This is a genomic window from Streptomyces sp. Je 1-369, assembly GCF_026810505.1.
GTDB lineage: Bacteria > Actinomycetota > Actinomycetes > Streptomycetales > Streptomycetaceae > Streptomyces.
The window spans coordinates 4,646,679-4,663,884 of the sequence record NZ_CP101750.1; the positions used below are offsets into that span (position 1 = coordinate 4,646,679).

Annotated in this window: 16 protein-coding genes and 1 pseudogene; 16 read left to right on the forward strand and 1 reads right to left on the reverse strand. The window is 73.2% G+C overall.

From position 1 onward, the window contains the following. Positions 1-16 precede the first annotated feature (16 nt). The 6 genes and pseudogenes from NOO62_RS21215 to NOO62_RS21240 all read left to right on the forward strand — a co-directional run bounded on the left by NOO62_RS21215 (position 17) and on the right by NOO62_RS21240 (position 5,530). Positions 17-1,585: a polyamine aminopropyltransferase gene (locus NOO62_RS21215; protein ID WP_268772469.1), complete on the forward strand. Its 1,569-nt coding sequence runs from the start codon at positions 17-19 to the stop codon at positions 1,583-1,585. Positions 1,586-1,645: 60 nt separating this feature from the next. After that, positions 1,646-2,539, forward strand: coding sequence for an SRPBCC family protein (locus tag NOO62_RS21220; protein WP_268772470.1), 894 nt, complete (start codon positions 1,646-1,648; stop codon positions 2,537-2,539). A gap of 25 nt (positions 2,540-2,564) precedes the next feature. Further along, positions 2,565-3,359 (forward strand): annotated as a pseudogene (locus tag NOO62_RS21225) (aldose 1-epimerase). 10 nt (positions 3,360-3,369) lie between these two features. Beyond that, positions 3,370-3,918 (forward strand): orotate phosphoribosyltransferase, encoded by a 549-nt coding sequence (gene pyrE, locus NOO62_RS21230; RefSeq protein WP_062774598.1) that lies wholly within the window; start codon positions 3,370-3,372, stop codon positions 3,916-3,918. 90 nt (positions 3,919-4,008) lie between these two features. Further along, positions 4,009-5,040 (forward strand): class II fructose-bisphosphate aldolase, encoded by a 1,032-nt coding sequence (fbaA, locus tag NOO62_RS21235; RefSeq protein WP_268772471.1) that lies wholly within the window; start codon positions 4,009-4,011, stop codon positions 5,038-5,040. A gap of 76 nt (positions 5,041-5,116) precedes the next feature. Next, positions 5,117-5,530, forward strand: coding sequence for a DUF3151 domain-containing protein (locus NOO62_RS21240; protein WP_268772472.1), 414 nt, complete (start codon positions 5,117-5,119; stop codon positions 5,528-5,530). An 80-nt stretch (positions 5,531-5,610) separates the two neighbouring features. Here NOO62_RS21240 and NOO62_RS21245 read toward each other — a convergent pair whose 3' ends face one another. Then, positions 5,611-6,741 carry an NADH:flavin oxidoreductase gene (locus NOO62_RS21245; protein ID WP_268772473.1) on the reverse strand — a complete coding sequence of 377 codons (1,131 nt, stop codon included), beginning with the start codon at positions 6,739-6,741 and terminating at the stop codon, positions 5,611-5,613. Between the two features lie 89 nt (positions 6,742-6,830). On the opposite strand from NOO62_RS21245, the gene NOO62_RS21250 reads away from it, so the two are divergent. From NOO62_RS21250 to NOO62_RS21295, 10 genes are all read left to right on the forward strand, one after another. After that, complete coding sequence (locus tag NOO62_RS21250; RefSeq protein ID WP_268772474.1) at positions 6,831-7,481, forward strand: CGNR zinc finger domain-containing protein; 651 nt, start codon at positions 6,831-6,833, stop codon at positions 7,479-7,481. 130 nt (positions 7,482-7,611) lie between these two features. Next, on the forward strand, positions 7,612-8,484 hold the full coding sequence (locus tag NOO62_RS21255) for a tryptophan 2,3-dioxygenase family protein (RefSeq protein WP_268772475.1): 873 nt from the start codon (positions 7,612-7,614) through the stop codon (positions 8,482-8,484). Then, positions 8,477-9,688, forward strand: coding sequence for a kynureninase (gene kynU, locus NOO62_RS21260; RefSeq protein WP_268772476.1), 1,212 nt, complete (start codon positions 8,477-8,479; stop codon positions 9,686-9,688). The genes NOO62_RS21255 and kynU overlap by 8 nt, the downstream gene beginning before the upstream one ends. A gap of 104 nt (positions 9,689-9,792) precedes the next feature. Then, positions 9,793-10,671, forward strand: a complete 879-nt coding sequence (locus tag NOO62_RS21265) for an alpha/beta hydrolase (RefSeq protein ID WP_268772477.1) — start codon at positions 9,793-9,795, stop codon at positions 10,669-10,671. A gap of 192 nt (positions 10,672-10,863) precedes the next feature. Then, a complete protein-coding gene (locus NOO62_RS21270) occupies positions 10,864-11,835 on the forward strand; it encodes an alpha/beta hydrolase (protein WP_268772478.1) in 972 nt (323 codons plus the stop codon). After that, complete coding sequence (locus NOO62_RS21275; protein ID WP_268772479.1) at positions 11,828-13,012, forward strand: acyltransferase family protein; 1,185 nt, start codon at positions 11,828-11,830, stop codon at positions 13,010-13,012. Before NOO62_RS21270 ends, NOO62_RS21275 begins: the two co-directional genes overlap by 8 nt. 10 nt (positions 13,013-13,022) lie before the next feature. After that, positions 13,023-14,405 carry a sensor histidine kinase gene (locus tag NOO62_RS21280; RefSeq protein WP_414930862.1) on the forward strand — a complete coding sequence of 461 codons (1,383 nt, stop codon included), beginning with the start codon at positions 13,023-13,025 and terminating at the stop codon, positions 14,403-14,405. Beyond that, on the forward strand, positions 14,402-15,085 hold the full coding sequence (locus NOO62_RS21285) for a response regulator (RefSeq protein WP_268772480.1): 684 nt from the start codon (positions 14,402-14,404) through the stop codon (positions 15,083-15,085). The genes NOO62_RS21280 and NOO62_RS21285 overlap by 4 nt, the downstream gene beginning before the upstream one ends. A gap of 87 nt (positions 15,086-15,172) precedes the next feature. Beyond that, positions 15,173-16,516 (forward strand): sensor histidine kinase, encoded by a 1,344-nt coding sequence (locus NOO62_RS21290; protein WP_268772481.1) that lies wholly within the window; start codon positions 15,173-15,175, stop codon positions 16,514-16,516. After that, complete coding sequence (locus tag NOO62_RS21295) at positions 16,513-17,181, forward strand: response regulator (protein ID WP_268772482.1); 669 nt, start codon at positions 16,513-16,515, stop codon at positions 17,179-17,181. The genes NOO62_RS21290 and NOO62_RS21295 overlap by 4 nt, the downstream gene beginning before the upstream one ends. The last annotated feature ends 25 nt before the right edge of the window (positions 17,182-17,206 follow it).

Genomic DNA, 17,206 nt, shown 5'->3' on the forward strand with positions numbered 1-17,206 from the left:
GACGTAGCGTTCCAGGGTGATCGAGTCGACGGTGCGCCTGCCGGTCTCGCCCCGGACAGGACGCTTCCTCGTCCTTGCGGGCGTATTCGTCTGCGCTGCCTGCGGGCTCGTCTACGAACTGGAACTCGTCGCCCTCGCGGCGTACTTGATCGGTGACTCGGTCACCCAGGCGTCCGTCGTGCTCTCCGTGATGGTCTTCGCCATGGGCATCGGATCGCTCCTCGCCAAGCGGCTCAGGCACCACGCGTCCGCCTGGTTCGGCCTCCTCGAATCGGCGCTCGCGCTGGTCGGCGGGTGCAGCGCCATGGTGCTGTACGCGGCGTTCGCGTGGTCCGGTGGCAGGGGCGAGCTGTGGGCGGGCGGCTCGCGCTACCTGCTCGTCGCGTTCTCCCTCGCCATCGGCATCCTCATCGGCGCCGAGGTGCCGCTCCTGATGGTGCTCATCCAGCGCATCCGCAGGCAGGACGCGGGCGGCGCGGTCGCCGACCTGTTCGCCGCGGACTACGTGGGCGCGCTGGTCGGCGGGCTCGCCTTCCCGTTCCTGCTCCTGCCGCTGTTCGGGCAGCTCACGGGCGCCCTGTTCACCGGCTCCGTCAACGCGATCGCGGGCGGCGCGCTCGTCTTCGGCCTGTTCCGGCGGGACCTGAGCGTGCGCGCCCGCTGGGTGCTCCTGACCGTCAACGTCGTCGTCCTGTCCCTGCTCGCCTCCGCCGCCGTGCTCGTCGACGACTTCGAGCGGGCCGCCCGGCGCGCCGTGTACGGCAACGACGTGCGGGTCGCCGTACAGACCGACGTCCAGGAAGTCGTCCTCACCGGCGGGCGGCTCGGCTCCCTCGACCTCTTCCTCGACGGCCGCCTGCGCATCAGTGGACGCGACGAGGCGCGCTACCACCGGGGCCTCGTCGACCCCGCGATGCGCGGGCCCCACGCGCGCGTGCTGGTCCTCGGCGGCGGCGACGGTCTCGCGGCACGCGAGGTCCTGCGCCATCCGGGGGTGCGCCGCGTCGACATCGTCGAGCTGGACACGGGCGTCGTCGACCTCGCGCGGCACGACCCCGCCCTCAGCGAGCTCAACAACCACGCCTACCGCGACCCGCGCGTCCGCGTGATCCACGCCGACGCGTTCCGCTGGCTGCGCCTCATCCGCGCGCGGTACGACGTGGTGATCTCCGACCTGCCCGACCCCGGCATCACACCCAGCACGAAGCTGTACTCCCAGGAGTTCTACGGCCTGGCCACCCGCGTCCTCGCCGACGGCGGCCGCCTCGCCGTCCACGCGGGCCCCCTGTCGACCAGGCCCCGCGTCTTCTGGACGGTCGACGCGACGCTGCGCGCGGTGGGGCTGCGCACCGTGGCGTACCGCGTGGGCGGCAGGCAGTCCGGGTTCGCCCCCGGGCCCGACCGCACGGTGGGCGGGCCCACGGCGCCCCGCGACTGGGGCTTCGTGCTGGCCTCGCGGACCCGTCCGGTCCTGCGCAGGGCGGCAGGGTCGGCGGTGGTGCGTGCCGGGGCGCCCGCGGCCGAGCCGACGCGGCAGCGGGGTCTCGCGCCGTCCACCCTGATGCATCCGCGTTACGCGAACTGACGTACACGGAGCGGCGAACTGTCGCACATGGTGGCGGACACGTGGGTAGGCTCAATTGCCATGGAGCATGAGGTGTTCGTCCCGGTCTCCGCAGAGCGGCTCCGGCAGGTCCTGGCCGACCCCGAGAGGGTCGCCGGGGCGGTGCCGGGGCTCCAGCGTGACGTGGGGGGCGAGGGGGAGACGGCGGGGCCGCTCTCCGGGCGCCTCAAAGTGCGTGTCGACGGGCACTCCATCACCTACCGCGGCTCGGGGCGGACCGACGCCCGCAAGGACGGGACGTACGCGCTGGAGGCCGAGGGCGAGGAAGTGCGCGGTTCCGGCTCCGTGAAGTTCACGCTGACCGTGCGGCTCGAACCGGCCACCGAGGGCACGAACCTCGTGTTCGGCGGGAGCGCGAGCGCCGACGGGCGGATCACGGAGGGTTCTCCACAGGCTGTGGAATCCGCGGTGCACCGGCTCCTGGAGCGGTTCGCCGAGGCACTCGGGGCGGGGGCACCGCCCGACACGGCGCCCGAGGAGCCGGAGGAGCCCGCGACCCACACGGTGACCGTGTTCCAGACGGACGTACCGCCGCCGTCCCTGGACCCGCTGAGCGACGCCGACGATGTCGATGACGTTGACGACGTCGATGACGTCGATGACGACGGCATCAGCCTCGACGACACCAACGTCCTGGACGATGCCGACGACATCGAGGACCTGGAGACCATCGAGGATCTCGAGGACCTGGAGACGATCGGCGTACCGCCCGCCGAGGCCGCGCACGCCCGCCGCACCATGATCGGCCGCAGCGCGGAGGAGGTCGACCACGCCCCGCCCCGCGGCCGGTACGCACCCGCGCCCGCCCCCGAGTCCCTCGCCGCCAACGCCACGCTCCGCTGGGCCGCACCCGCCGCCGCCCTCGCCCTCGCGTCGGCGATCGTCGTCGGCCGGGCCCTGCGCCGCCGCCGCTGACGGTTCACGTCATAGGGTCGGCGTTGTGAGTACCGAAGACGTGACCCTCACCGCGGGCGACGCGGAAGTGACGGTGCAGCCGGGCAACGGCTGCCGTATCGGAAGTCTGCGTGTCGGCGGCGTCGAGCTGCTGCGCCAGGGGAAGAAGTACGGCTGCTTCCCGATGGTGCCCTGGTGCGGACGGATCGCGGACGGGCGGTTCCGGGACGGCGCCGCCGTCCACCGGATGCCGCTGAACTCCCCGCCCCACGCCATCCACGGCTTCGCGCGCGACGCCGAGTGGCGCACGGCGCGGACGTCGAAGACCGAGGCGGTCTTCACGTACGACCTGACCGACCCCTGGCCCTACCCGGGCCGCGTCACCCAGATCGTGGAGCTCACCGAGGACGGTCTGACGCTGCGGATGGGCGTCGAGACGTACGGCGACTCGTTCCCCGCGCAGGCCGGCTGGCACCCCTGGTTCAACCGGGTCCTGGAAGACGGCGGCTAGCCCGTCCGCATCGACTTCGACGCCGCCTGGCAGGAGGAGCGCGGCGACGACCACCTGCCCACCGGCCGCCGCATCGACGTACGGCCCGGCCCCTGGGACGACTGCTTCGGCATGCCCGACGGCGTCGACGTGACCCTGACCTGGCCAGGACGGCTCGCGGTGAACGTCAAGAGCCGTGAGCCGTGGGTCGTCGTCTACGACGAGCAGGACGCCGCGGTCTGCGTTGAACCGCAGACGGGCCCGCCCAACGGCCTCAACACCGACCCGCGCCTGGTCACCCCCATCGAGCCCCTGGAGACGGCGACGACGTGGACCTGGCAGCGCCTTTAAGCTCATAGGCATGACTGACGTACGCGGCGAGCTGCTGCAGCAGATCAAGGACAAGGCCGTCGTGCACGGCAAGGTGACGCTCTCCTCCGGCCTGGAGGCCGACTACTACATCGACCTCCGCCGGATCACCCTCGACGGCGAGGCCGCCCCGCTGGTCGGCCAGGTTCTCCTGGACCTCACCGCCGACCTGGACTTCGACGCCGTCGGTGGTCTGACCATGGGCGCCGACCCGGTGGCAGGCGCGATGCTGCACGCGTCCGCCGCCCGCGGCAAGCGCCTGGACGCGTTCGTCGTCCGCAAGGCCGCCAAGGCGCACGGCATGCAGCGCCGCGTCGAGGGCCCCGACATCAAGGGCCGCCGCGTCCTGGTCGTCGAGGACACCTCCACCACCGGCGGCTCGCCGCTGACCGCCGTCGAAGCCGTCCGCGAGGCGGGCGCCGAGGTCGTCGGCGTCGCCACGATCGTGGACCGGGCCACCGGCGCGGGCGAGAAGATCACCGAGGGCGCGGGCGTGCCCTACCTCTTCGCGTACTCGAAGGACGACCTCGGCCTGGACTGACGGCCGCGTCTGGAAAGATGGGGGCGACGATGACGTCGCCCCCATAGGTCAGGGCCAAGCACACACCCGCACATCCCAAGGAGCGGACACATGCCCATCGCAACCCCCGAGGTCTACGCCGAGATGCTCGACCGGGCGAAGGCAGGCAAGTTCGCCTACCCGGCGATCAACGTGACGTCCTCGCAGACCCTGCACGCGGCCCTGCGCGGCTTCGCCGAGGCCGAGAGCGACGGCATCATCCAGATCTCCACCGGTGGTGCGGAGTTCCTGGGCGGCCAGCACAACAAGGACATGGTGACCGGCGCCGTCGCGCTCGCCGAGTTCGCGCACATCGTCGCCGCGAAGTACGACATCACGGTCGCGCTGCACACCGACCACTGCCCCAAGGACAAGCTGGACACGTACGTCCGCCCGCTGATCGACGTCTCCGCCGAGCGCGTCAAGGCCGGCCGGAACCCGCTGTTCCAGTCGCACATGTGGGACGGTTCCGCCGAGACCCTCGCCGACAACTTGGCCATCGGCCAGGAACTGCTCGCGAAGGCCGCCGCCGCGAAGATCATCCTTGAGGTCGAGATCACCCCGACCGGTGGCGAGGAGGACGGCGTCACGCACGAGATCAACGACGAGCTGTACACGACGGTCGACGACGCGCTGCGTACGGCGGAGGCCCTCGGCCTCGGCGAGAAGGGGCGCTACCTGCTCGCCGCGTCCTTCGGCAACGTCCACGGCGTCTACAAGCCGGGCAACGTCGTCCTGCGCCCCGAGCTCCTCAAGGACCTCCAGGAGGGCGTCGGCGCGAAGTACGGCAAGGCCGCGGGCTCGCAGCCGTTCGACTTCGTCTTCCACGGCGGCTCCGGCTCGACCGCCGAGGAGATCGCGACTGCGCTGGAGAACGGCGTCGTGAAGATGAACCTCGACACCGACACGCAGTACGCGTTCACGCGTCCGGTCGCGGACCACATGTTCCGCAACTACGACGGCGTCCTGAAGGTCGACGGCGAGGTCGGCTCGAAGAAGACGTACGACCCGCGCACCTGGGGCAAGGCCGCCGAGGCGGGCATGGCCAAGCGTGTCACCGAGGCGTGCGAGAACCTGCGCTCCACGGGCACGAAGCTGAAGTAGCCGCTACGGCTCCGTGCGGGCCCGGCACCCTTCCCTGGGTGCCGGGCCCGCACGCGTATGGCGCAGACTTGGGCCCATGGCCATTCACAAGGATCTGCTCGGGGGACCGCCCCCGACCCACCTGCCCGACGAACCCGAGCCGCGCGAGCTGCTCGCGAACGGCGCGGCACCCGCCGACGTCGCCGCGAAGCACCCGACGTCCTCGCTCGCCTGGGCGCAGCTCGCCGACGAGGCGTACGAGCGGGGCAGCGTCGTCGAGTCGTACGCGTACGCCCGCACGGGCTACCACCGCGGTCTGGACTCCCTGCGCCGCAGTGGCTGGAAGGGCCACGGCCCGGTGCCGTGGGAGCACGAGCCCAACCGCGGCTTCCTGCGCGCGCTGCACGCCCTGGCGCGGGCGGCGCAGTCGATCGGCGAGCAGGAGGAGTACGAGCGCTGCGCGGGCTTCCTCCGCGACTCCTCGGAGACGGCGGCGAAGACGCTCGGCTGACGTGAGCGGGGTCCGGGTTGCCCCCGGACCCCCTCATCGGCCTGAACGGCCTCGTCCTCAATCGCCGGACGGGCTCGGACTCAGGCCAGCGTGCGCAGCATCCCCGCGTCGTAGGGGGTCGCCTCGCCGAGCCGGTCCGTGAGCGCCTTGTTCGCCCACTCCGGGTCCGCGATCAGCGCGCGGCCCACCGCGATGACGTCGAACTCTTCCCGCTCCATGCGGTCGAGGAGCAGGTCGATGCCGGCGGCCGACGTGGTCTCCGTGGAGAACGTCTCCGCGGTCGTGAACTGCTTGTCGAGGCCGACCGAGCCGACGGACAGCGTGGCCCTGCCGGTGAGCTTCTTGATCCAGCCCGCGAGGTTCAGGTCGGCGCCGTCGAACTCGGGGAGCCAGTAGCGGCGCGTGGAGGCGTGGAAGGCGTCGACGCCCGCGGTCGCCAACGGGGCGATCAAAGCATCCAGTTCGGCCGGGTCCGCGGCCAGCTTCTCGTCGTAGGCGTTCGCCTTCCACTGGGAGAGCCGGAAGATCACGGGGAACGAGGGCGAGACCGCCGCTCGCACCGCCTCGACGATCTCGGCCGCGAAACGGGCGCGGGAAGCGATGTCGCCGCCGTAGCCGTCGGTGCGGCGGTTGGTGCGGTTCCAGAAGAACTGGTCGATCAGGTAGCCGTGCGCGCCGTGCAGTTCGACGCCGTCGAAGCCGTTCCGCTCGGCGTCGGCCGCCGCGCGCGCGAAGGCGGCGATGATCTCGTCGATGTCGGCGGACGTCAGCGCGTGGCCCTTCGGCTCGCCGTCCAGGTTCAGGCCCGAGGGGCCGGTCGGGGGCGCGTCCGGGAAGGGCCCGTCGCCCTCGTTGCGGACCGCGCCGATGTGCCACAGCTGCGGGACGATCTTGCCGCCCGCCGCGTGCACGGCCTCGGCGACGCGCTGCCAGCCCGCGAGGGGGGCCTCGCCGTGGAAGAGCGGGATGCGGTGGCTGCCACCCGCGGAGTCGTGGTCGACGTACGTGCCCTCGGTGACGATCAGGCCGACGCCGCCCGCGGCGCGGCGCGCGTAGTACTCGGCCACGTCGGCGCCGGGCACGCCGTCCGGGGAGAACTCACGGGTCATGGGGGCCATGGCGATGCGGTTGCGCAGGCTGAGGCCGTTGATGTCGAAGGGGCGGCCGAGGAGTCGGGCGGCGCGCGAGGTGGTGGTTTCCGTGGCATCCATGCGGGCATCGTACGCCCTTGACAGCACTGTAAGCACTTAGCTCATGTCGCCTCGGGGGTGATGGCCGCGAGGCTAGTACCGTGAAGGGCATGAACTGGCCCGCGACCGAGCGCTTCCGTCTGACCCCCGCGCCCGGCGGCCTCGCCCTTGTCCAGGACCTCCTGAACACCGCGCCCGCCGGCCGCCCCGACTCCGTCGACCTGCTCGCCGACGGGGCGCTCGACCGCGCCCAGGAGTGGGCCGACCCCGCCGTGCGCGGCTGGGCCGCGGAGACGGGGCGCGGTGACGTGCGCCTGACGCTGTCCGCCGAGGACCTGTCCGAGCTGCGTTGCCTGCGCGACCAGGTGCGGCGCGCGCTCGCCGCGGGCGACTGCGGCGGCGACGCGGTGCGGTTCACCTCCGCGCCGGTCGTCGTCGGGCTCGCGGGCGACGGCACGCTCACCCTGGAGCCGGAGGGCGCGGGTGCGCGCTGGCTGGCGTCCGCGGTGCTCGCCGAGGGGCTGCTCGCCCAGGCGTCGGGCACCTGGCGCCGCCTGAAGATCTGCCGCAACCCGTCCTGTTCCGCCGCGTTCTACGACCGCTCGCGCAACAACAGCGGCGTCTGGCACTCGGTCCGCGGCTGCGGGAACGCCGCCCATCTGCGCGCCTGCCGGGAGCGGCGCCGCGGACACACGGGTGCGGAGCAAGGCGCCGGTCAAGGTGCCGGGCAGGATTCAAAGGAAAGTGGTGTCATCGCTTAGCTGCTGTCCGATGCGGGTGCGCCTTGCCGATTCCGGGAAAGTTGCAGAAGATTCCCGTGGGGACCGGGGCCCCCGTGCCGGTAACGGCAGGGGCGGACCGCTACCCGGAGTACGTATCGAGGAGACAGTGATGTCCCCCAAGACGCATGAGGCATCCCCCGAGGAGCGCGCGGCGTCCGGCGAGGCAGGCGAGGCGGAGAGCCCGAACCTCGACTTCGCAGGCACCACCCCCTACGAGGACTACGTGCAGGCGGACGTTCTCACCCACCTGCAGCACCTGCGCTCGGACGACCCCGGCGAGATGGTCTTCCTGGTCACCACCCAGGTCATGGAGCTGTGGTTCACGGTGATCGTCCACGAGTGGGAGACCGCGGCGCACGCCCTGCGCCGCGACGACATCCCCACGGCGGTGGCCGCGCTCAAGCGCAGCCTGCGCGAGCTGGAGGCCCTGAACGCCTCCTGGCGCCCGCTCGCCCAGCTCACCCCCGCCCAGTTCAACTCCTACCGCGGCGCGCTCGGCGAGGGCTCGGGCTTCCAGTCCGCGATGTACCGCCGCATGGAGTTCCTGCTCGGCGACAAGTCCGCGTCCATGCTCGTCCCGCACCGCGGCGCGCCCCGCGTCCACGCGGAGCTGGAGAAGGCCCTGCACGAGCCGAGCCTGTACGACGAGGTGCTCGGCCTCCTCGCCCGGCGCGGTCACGCGATACCGGCGTCCGTCCTCGATCGCGACCTCTCCAAGCGCTACGAGCCGTCACCGGAGGTCGAGGCCGTCTGGACCGAGCTCTACTCCGGTGACGAGAGCGGCGACCTGGCCCGTCTCGGCGAGACGCTCACCGACGTCGGCGAGCTGGTCTGGCGCTGGCGCAACGACCACCTCGTCGCCACCCGCCGCGCCATGGGCTCCAAGACGGGCACGGGCGGCTCGGCGGGCGTCGCCTGGCTGGAGAAGCGCGCCACGAAGAACGTCTTCCCCGAGCTGTGGACTGCGAGGAGCCATGTCTGACCTGCGGGCCGAGGCGGAAGTACTGGACGACAAGGACGAACTCGCCGCCAAGCGCGCGGAGTTCGTCCTCGACGAGACCGTGTACCTGGACGGCAACTCCCTCGGCGCCCTGCCCGCGAACGTGCCGGGCCGCCTCGCCGAGGTGATGACCCACGAGTGGGGCAAGCTCCGCATCCGCTCCTGGGACGAGAGCGGCTGGTGGACCGCACCCGAGCGCATCGGCGACCGCATCGCCCCGCTCGTCGGCGCCGCCCCCGGCCGGCTCGTCGTCGGCGACTCCACCAGCGTCAACGTGTTCAAGGCGCTGGTGGCCGCGGTCCGCATCGCGCGGGGCCCCGGCAACTCTTCCGGCCCTTCCGGGGGGCGCGACGAGATCGTCGTCGACGCCACGACGTTCCCCACGGACGGGTACATCGCGGAGTCGGCGGCCCGCCTCACCGGCTGCCGCCTGATCCCGGTGGCGCCCGACGACGTCCCCGGCGTCCTCGGCGACCGCACGGCCGCCGTCCTGCTCAACCACGCCGACTACCGCACCGGCCGCCTGCACGACCTGCCGGGCCTCACCGCCGCGGTGCACGCGGCGGGCGCCCTCGTCGTCTGGGACCTGTGCCACACGGCGGGCGCCCTCCCCGTCGGCCTGGACGAACACGGCGTGGACCTCGCGGTGGGCTGTACGTACAAGTACCTGAACGGCGGCCCGGGGTCCCCCGCGTACCTCTACGTACGCGAAGCCCTGCAGCCCCGCTTCGACTCGCCGCTGCCCGGCTGGAACTCGCACGCCGAACCCTTCGGGATGCGCCCCGACTTCGAGGCGGCGGACGGCGCGCCGCGCGGCCGCGTCGGCACGCCGGACATCCTGTCGATGCTCGCCCTTGAGGCGGCCCTCGACGCCTGGGACGGCGTCTCCATCGAAGCGGTCCGCGCCAAGTCCCTCGCCCTGACGGACTTCTTCCTGCGGTGCGTCGGGGCGTACGTGCCGACCGGCCGCGTCGAGTCCCTCACTCCGGCCGCGCACGCCGAGCGCGGCAGCCAGGTCGCGTTGCGCTGCGAGGGTGCGGGCGACGTGATGAAGCGCCTGGTCGAGCAGGGCGTGGTGGGCGACTTCCGCGCCCCGGACGTGCTGCGGTTCGGGTTCACGCCGCTCTACGTCTCCTTCGGCGATGCCGAGTGGGCGGCTCGTGTCCTCGCGCGCACGCTGGCCTGATAGCGTCCGGCGGATCTTGCCCCCGCTTTTCCGTACCCGCTTTTCCGTACGCCGGAAGAGCGGGGGCCCGAACACAAGCCGCACAGCTGTGGAGAGGTTGCCGCATGCCGGACGACGCCGCCGTGGCCCGTGATGCCGCCGAGGCGGAAGCCGCCTTCTCGCATCCCGCCGTGAAGCCGGACGCCACCGTCGCGTACGGCGACCACCCCGACCAGGTCGTGGACCTCTACGCCCCCAGGGGCGACGCCCCGGGCCCCGCCCCCCTCGTCGTCGTCCTGCACGGCGGCGCCTGGCGCGCGCCCTACGACCGGCAGCACGTCACCCCCTTCGCCGACTTCCTGGCCCGCCGCGGCTTCGCCGTGGCCAACGTCGAGTACCGCAGGGGCAGCCCGATCCCCGCCCAGGGCGGCAAGAGCCCCGTGGCCGGGCGCTGGCCGGAGACCTTCGACGACGTGGCCGCCGCGTTCGACGCGCTCCCCGCGCTCGTACGGGACGCGCTGCCGTCGGCCGATCCGCGCCGCACCGTCGTGACCGGGCACTCCGCGGGCGGCCACCTCGCCCTGTGGGTGGCCGCACGCCACCTGCTGCCCGCCGACGCGCCCTGGCGCACCGACCGGCCCGCCGCGCTGCGCGGCGTCGTCGCGCTCGCGCCGATCGCGGACCTCCGTACCGCCGAGGCCCTGGAGGTCTGCGGCGGCGCGTCCGCGCAACTCCTGGGCGGCGCGGCCCGCTTCGAGGACCGGCTGCCGTACGCCGACCCGGCCGCGCTGCTCCCCACCGGCATCGCCACGACCGTGGTGCAGGGCCGCACCGACATCGTCGTGCCGCAGGCCGTGTCCGAGGCGTACGCCGACGCGGCGGCCGGGGCGGGCGAGGTCGTGGGCCTGACGCTCCTGGAGGACGTGGGGCACTTCCCGCTGATCGACCCGGCGGCGGACGCGTGCGCGGTCGTCGCGGAGGAGATCGCACAACTGGCGTTCTGACGACCGCGCGACTCGCGTTCCGACGACCACGGGCTGATCACCCGTGGGGCCCCGGGATACCCGTAATACCTGAGAGCTACGTGCGGCTGTATACCCCAGCGTGATGTGAGTTACAGAGCCCGGTCCATAACTTCCTTTCCGTGAGCGCGAGTCGGAACGCCGGCCCGCGAAGAAGCGGAGAGGCAGGACGCGATGAGGTTCCGGGCCGGGCGGCTGCGCCGCACCCTGTTGTCCTTCGGTGTCGCCGCCGCCGTGGTGGTCCCGCTGTCGGGCGCCGCCCGCCCGGAGATCCCGGCCCCCGCCCCCGCCCCCCTCGGCCGCGTCACGGCGGCGACGCTCCCCGGCGCGTACGCGGCGAACCGGGCCAACGCCACGGAGGCGGCGGCCCGGGCGGAGGAGTACGGCGCGCAGGACCGGGCCGCGACCCTGCGCGCCATGGCCTCCCCGCACCGCACGTTCCTCGCCTTCGACGGACGCGGCACGGGCCGCACCGCCGAGGTGTTCGGCGATCTGGCGGACGCGGACCGCGTGGCCGTCCTCGTGCCGGGCTCGGACACGTCCCTCGACTCGTACGGCAGGCTGCGCTCCGGCGCCCTGGCCCTGCGCGCGGAGCTCGACCGGCAGGCGGTGACCGGGCGACGCACGGCCGTCGTGGCCTGGCTCGGGTACGAGACGCCGGGCACCGTCAGCCCAGCCGTCCTCACCACGGGCCGCGCGGACGGGGCGGCGCCCGGCCTGCGCTCCTTCGTCGGCGGACTCCACACCATCAACGCCCACGCGCGCGTGTCGCTGCTCTGCCACTCGTACGGCTCGGTGGTGTGCGCCAGTGCCGCGGCGGGCCCGCGCGGCCTGGACGTCGCCGACATCGCGCTCTACGGCAGTCCGGGCACCGGCGTCGACACGGCCGCCGATCTGCACACCCGGGCCCGGATCTGGGCGGGGCGCGGCTCCGCCGACTGGATCGCCGACGTGCCCCACACCAGCGCCGACCTCTTCGGCACGACTGTCGGCTTCGGCACGGACCCCGTCTCCGCCGCTTTCGGCGCCCGCGTCTTCGCAGCGGGCGACGGCGGCCACAGCGACTACCTGAAGCCGGGCTCGGTCCCGCTCGGCAACCTCGCACGGATCGTGCGCGGCGACGCACCGGAGGTCACTCATGCGTGAGCACCGCCCGACACAGGCCCTCGTCCGGCGCGTCGACGCCGCCACACCACCCGGCAGGGACCGCGCCCTCGACGCGCTGCGGGCCTTCGCCATCCTCGGGGTGGTGGGCGGCCACTGGCTGGTCACCGCCCTGGTCCCGGACGGCGGCGCACTGCACACGGCGAGCCCGCTGGGCGGCATGCCGTGGCTCGCCCCGATCTCCTGGGTCTTCCAGACGCTGGCCGTGTTCTTCCTGGTGGGCGGGCGGGTGGCGGCGAAGGGTTACGCGTCGGCACGCGCGCGTGGCACCGGTTACCGCGCGTGGCTCGCCGCCCGGCTCGGCCGCCTGTTCCGGCCGGTCGCCGCCGTCCTCGCGCTGTGGACGGCGGTCACCGCGGGCCTGGTCCTCTCGGGCGCGGACCTGGCCACCGTCCGCACGCTGGTCAAGCTGGCGCTGTCGCCCCTGTGGTTCCTGCTGGTCTTCGCGGCGCTCACCGCGGCCACCCCGCTGGTGCGGCGGCTCAACCCGCTGTGGCCGCTGGCCGTCGTACTCCACGTGGATCTCGTGCGGTTCGGCTTCGGCGGCCCCGCCTGGCTCGGCTGGGTGAACGTGGCGGCGGGCTGGCTCGTGCCGTACACGCTGGGCGCGGCCTGGTCGCGGGGCGAGCTGACGCGGAACGCGGGACGGGTGCTCCTGGTGGGCGGGGCGGCGGCCACCGCGGGTCTCGTCCTGTGGGCCGGCTACCCGGCCTCGATGGTCGGCGTGCCGGGCGAGACGGTGTCGAACCTGGACCCGCCGACGCTGGCGGCCGTCGCGTTCGGGCTCGCCCAGTGCGGCCTCGCGGTGCTGCTGCGGGAGCCCCTGGCCCGGTGGCTGCGCGGGCCCGCGGCGTGGGCGGCGGTGGCCCTCGTGAACCTCTCGGCGATGACGATATTCCTCTGGCACCAGACGGCACTGATGGTGGTCACCGCGCTCGGTCTGCTCGCCGGGACCCCGCTGCCCGGCCTGCACACGGTGCCTGACGGGCCGGGCTGGGTCCTGGCCCGCGTCGCCTGGCTGCCGGTGTTCGGGCTCGGGCTCGCGGTGTGCTGGTCGGCGTTCCGCACGTACGAGGGGGGCGGCCGGACCAGGACGTCCGCCGTGCGGGCGGGGCGCGGGGCCGGGGGTGCGGCGGCGGAGGCGGCGCGGCGTGCCTAGGGTTGATCTTGTGGAAGAGGCGGACCGCGGGAGCGGTGACGGGGAGCGGTTCGGCAAAGAGCGGTCCGGCGGGGCGAGGTTCGGCGGGCAGGGGTTCGGCGGGGCGGTGGTGTCCGGGCTGCGCGGCGTGGGCAAGGAGCTGTGGTCCGCGGCGCCGCTGCCGCTGCCGCCGCTCGGGAAGCCCCGTCGGCTGCGCTGGCTGCCGCACGTCGTGGTCGTGTGGATCGCCCTCAGCACGACGCTCGGCAACCTCGACCAGATGTCGGCGCGCTACCGGCTCGGCTTCACGATCGGCTCGTTCCTGTCCCTGGTCCAGGCCGTGGCCCTGCTGCTCGCGACGGCCCGCCCGGTTCCGGCGTGGTGGCTGTCCCTCGGCGTGAACGTGTCCGCGGCCGTCATGACCGCGGTGCCGTTCGGCCAGGAGCCCGAGCCCTGGCCGTGGGGCCCGCCCGCGCTCGTCGCGCACGCCGCGGTGCTGCTGCTCCTCGCGCTGCGGCTGGCGCCGCGGGGCGCGTGGGCGGCGTGCGTCCTCAGCGTCGGCGTCCCCTGGCTCCTGCAACAGACGGGCGGGCCGGAGTCGTACGACACGACGGTGCCGCTCTCGGTGGTCGTGTTCGGCGCCGTCACCCTCGTGGGCACCCTCCTGCGCGGCCGTCGCGAGGCCCGTACCCGGCTCGTCGAGCAGGAGACCATCACCGCCGGGGAACGGGCCCGCCGCACCCTCCTGGAGGAGCGCAGCCGCATCGCCCGCGAGCTGCACGACGTGGTCGCCCACCACATGTCCGTCATCTCCATCCAGGCGCAGGTCGCCCCGCACCTGGTCAAGGACCCGCCCGACGAGCTGAGGGAGAACCTCGCGGGCATCCGGGAGAACGCCCTCGAAGCCCTCACCGAGCTGCGCCGCGTCCTCGGCGTCCTGCGCTCGGAGAACCCCGAGGACCCGGACGGCGCCCCGCAGGCCCCCCTGCCCACCCTGGAACGCCTGGACGTCCTCGTGGACAACGCCCGCGCGGCCGGACTCACCGTGCGCCGCGAGAACGCGGGGGAGCCGCGCCCGCTGCCGCCCGGCGTCGACCTGTCGGCGTACCGCATCGTGCAGGAGGCGCTCAGCAACGCGATCCGGCACGCGCCGGGCTCCACGGTGCGGATCGACCTCACGTACGCGCGGGCCGGGGTGCACGTCCGGGTCACCGACTCCGGCGCGCGCGCCGCCGCGCCGCCGTCGCCGGGCGCGGGCCACGGGCTGCTCGGCATGCGGGAGCGTACGACGATGCTGGGCGGCGACCTCGCCACGGGCCCCACGCAGGACGGCGGCTACGAGGTGGCGGCGTTCCTGCCGACCACACCCCCGACCACCCTTACGACGCCGACCGACGGAGAGACCACGCCATGACGATCAAAGTCCTGATCGCCGACGACCAGATCATGGTCAGGCAGGGCTTCACCGTCCTGCTCGACGCCGAGCCGGACATCGAGGTGGTCGGGCAGGCCGTCGACGGCGCGGACGCGGTCGCGAAGGTCGCCGAGCTCGTGCCGGACGTGGTCCTCATGGACATCCGCATGCCCGAGCTGAGCGGCATCGAGGCGACCCGCCGCATCACGGGCGAGCTGCCCGGCGTCCCCGACGTCAAGGTCCTGGTCCTGACCACCTTCGACCTCGACGAGTACGTGTACGACGCGCTGCGCGCCGGGGCCTCCGGCTTCCTGCTCAAGGACGCGTCGGCGGACCAGCTCGCCGAGGCGGTCCGTGTCGTGGCGGCCGGGGACGCGCTGCTCGCGCCCGGGATCACCCGGCGCCTCATCGCGGAGTTCTCCCGCATGGACGGCGGGACGCGGGGCCCGCTCAAGCCCCGGGCCGGCGAGCTCACCGGACGTGAGACGGAGGTGCTCGCCCTGATCGCGCAGGGCCTGTCGAACGCGGAGATCGCGGCGCGGCTCGTCGTCGCCGAGCAGACCGTGAAGACGCACGTCGGCCGCATCCTGGTGAAGCTGGGCCTGCGTGACCGCACGCAGGCGGCGGTGTACGCGTACGAGACGGGCGTGGTCCGCCCGTCGGGCCGAAGCACCCTGTAGCGCTCCCGAGTAGTACCTGCGACGGACCCCGCGGAACCCGTCTTGCTGTGGACGACCCGTTCGCCGCGTGCCCTTACCTTCGTAGACGTGACCGATACGACGACTGAGCAGCTCAAGGCCAGAGGCCCGAAGAGCCCCGAGTACCACCTCGTGCGGGAGGCCTTCGGCGGCCTGCGCGAGGCGCTGTTCCACGACGCCTTCGCCTACCGGCTGCTGCCGCCCAGGACGACGGAGGGCCGCCTGGCCCGCCTCCTGCCGAAGCGGATACGCCCGTACGCCGTGTGGACCCCGCACGCCCTGGTGGTCGCCGCGGCCCTGTTCACCCTGGTACTCGCCTACAACGTGGGTCTCGGCACCGACGAGGTCGCGCACCTCCTCACCGGCTTCATCCCGGCGGCCGCCATCCTGATGACCCTGGTCAGGCCGGTCGGCGCCTTCTGGGTCTCGCTCGCCACGACCCCGTTCACGGCGGTGCTCGGCAACACGTACGACGGCTGGCCGTGGACGCCCGCAGCGTTCTTCGCGCACATCGTGGTGATGGTCGTCGTCGCGGCCAGGACCGGACCGCGCACCGCCCTGTGGATGTGGCTCGGCACGGCGGCGTACGGCCTGGTCACGGAGGTCTGGTTCGGGTCGCCCGGTGGCTCCGACGCTCCGGTGATGCTGTTCGTCTCGGCGCTCGCGCTGCTTGTCACCACCGTGGTGCACGTGCGCCGCGAGGCGCAGCGCGAGGTCACCGTGCAGCGCACCGTCACCGCCATCGAGCGCGACAAGCGCACCCTCCTGGAGGAGCGCACCAACATCGCCCGCGAGCTGCACGACGTGGTCGCCCACCACATGTCGGTGGTCGCCATCCAGGCCGAGGCCGCGCCCTACCGCGTGGAGAACCCGCCGCCCGAGCTGGAGCAGGCGTTCGTGACGATCCGCGAGAACGCGGTGTCCGCGCTCACCGAACTGCGTCGCGTCCTCGGCGTCGTACGGGCCGAGGACTACGAGGCGCCGGACGCCCCGCAGCCCACGCTCGCTGACCTCGACCGGCTCCTGGACAACGTCCGCGACGCCGGCCTGACCGTCGACAAGGTGATCACCGGGGCGGCCCGCGAGCTGCCGCAGGGCGTGGAGCTCTCCGCGTACCGCATCGTGCAGGAGGCGCTCAGCAACAGCCTGCGCCACGCGCCCGGCGCCCCGGCGCGCGTCGAGGTCGGCTACGTCCTCGGCGGTCTGGGCCTGCGCGTCGTGAACGGCCCGGCGACCGGCCTGGTCAAGCCGTCCCCGGGCGCGGGCCACGGCATCACCGGCATGCGGGAGCGCGTGACGATGCTGAACGGCGAGATGACGGCGGAACCGGCCGCCGACGGCGGCTACGAGGTCACGGTCTTCCTGCCGGTGCCGCTCGCGGACCGCATGGAACCGGCGGGAGAAGACGCATGACGATCAAGGTGCTCATCGCCGACGACCAGATGATGGTGCGCGAGGGCTTCTCCGTCCTCCTGAACGCCATGCCCGACATCGAGGTCATCGGCGAGGCCGTCAACGGCCGCGAGGCGGTCCAGCGCGTCCGTGAACTCGCCCCCGACGTCGTCCTGATGGACATTCGCATGCCCGAGCTGAACGGCATCGAGGCGACCCGCGAGATCATCGCGTCCGAGGGTGTCTCGAAGGTGCTCGTCCTGACCACGTTCGACCTCGACGAGTACGTCTACCAGGCGCTCCGCGCGGGCGCCTCCGGCTTCCTCCTCAAGGACGCCTCGGCACGCCAACTCGCGGACGGTGTACGGGTGGTGGCGTCCGGCGAGGCGCTGCTCGCGCCGACCGTGACGCGCCGCCTGATCACGGAGTTCTCGAAGCTCGCGGAGACGCCGAGGCTCTCGGCGAGCGTCCAGGCGCAGCAGTACGGGGAGCTCACCGAGCGCGAGACGGAGGTACTCGTCCTCATCGCGCAGGGCCTGTCGAACGCGGAGATCGCCTCCCGCCTCGTGGTCGCCGAGTCGACCATCAAGACGCACGTCAGCCGGGTCCTGGTGAAGCTGGGGCTGCGGGACCGCACGCAGGCGGCGGTGTTCGCGTACGAGGCGAGGCTGGTCACGCCGGGGTGAGGCTGGTCATAGCGGGGTGAGCGGG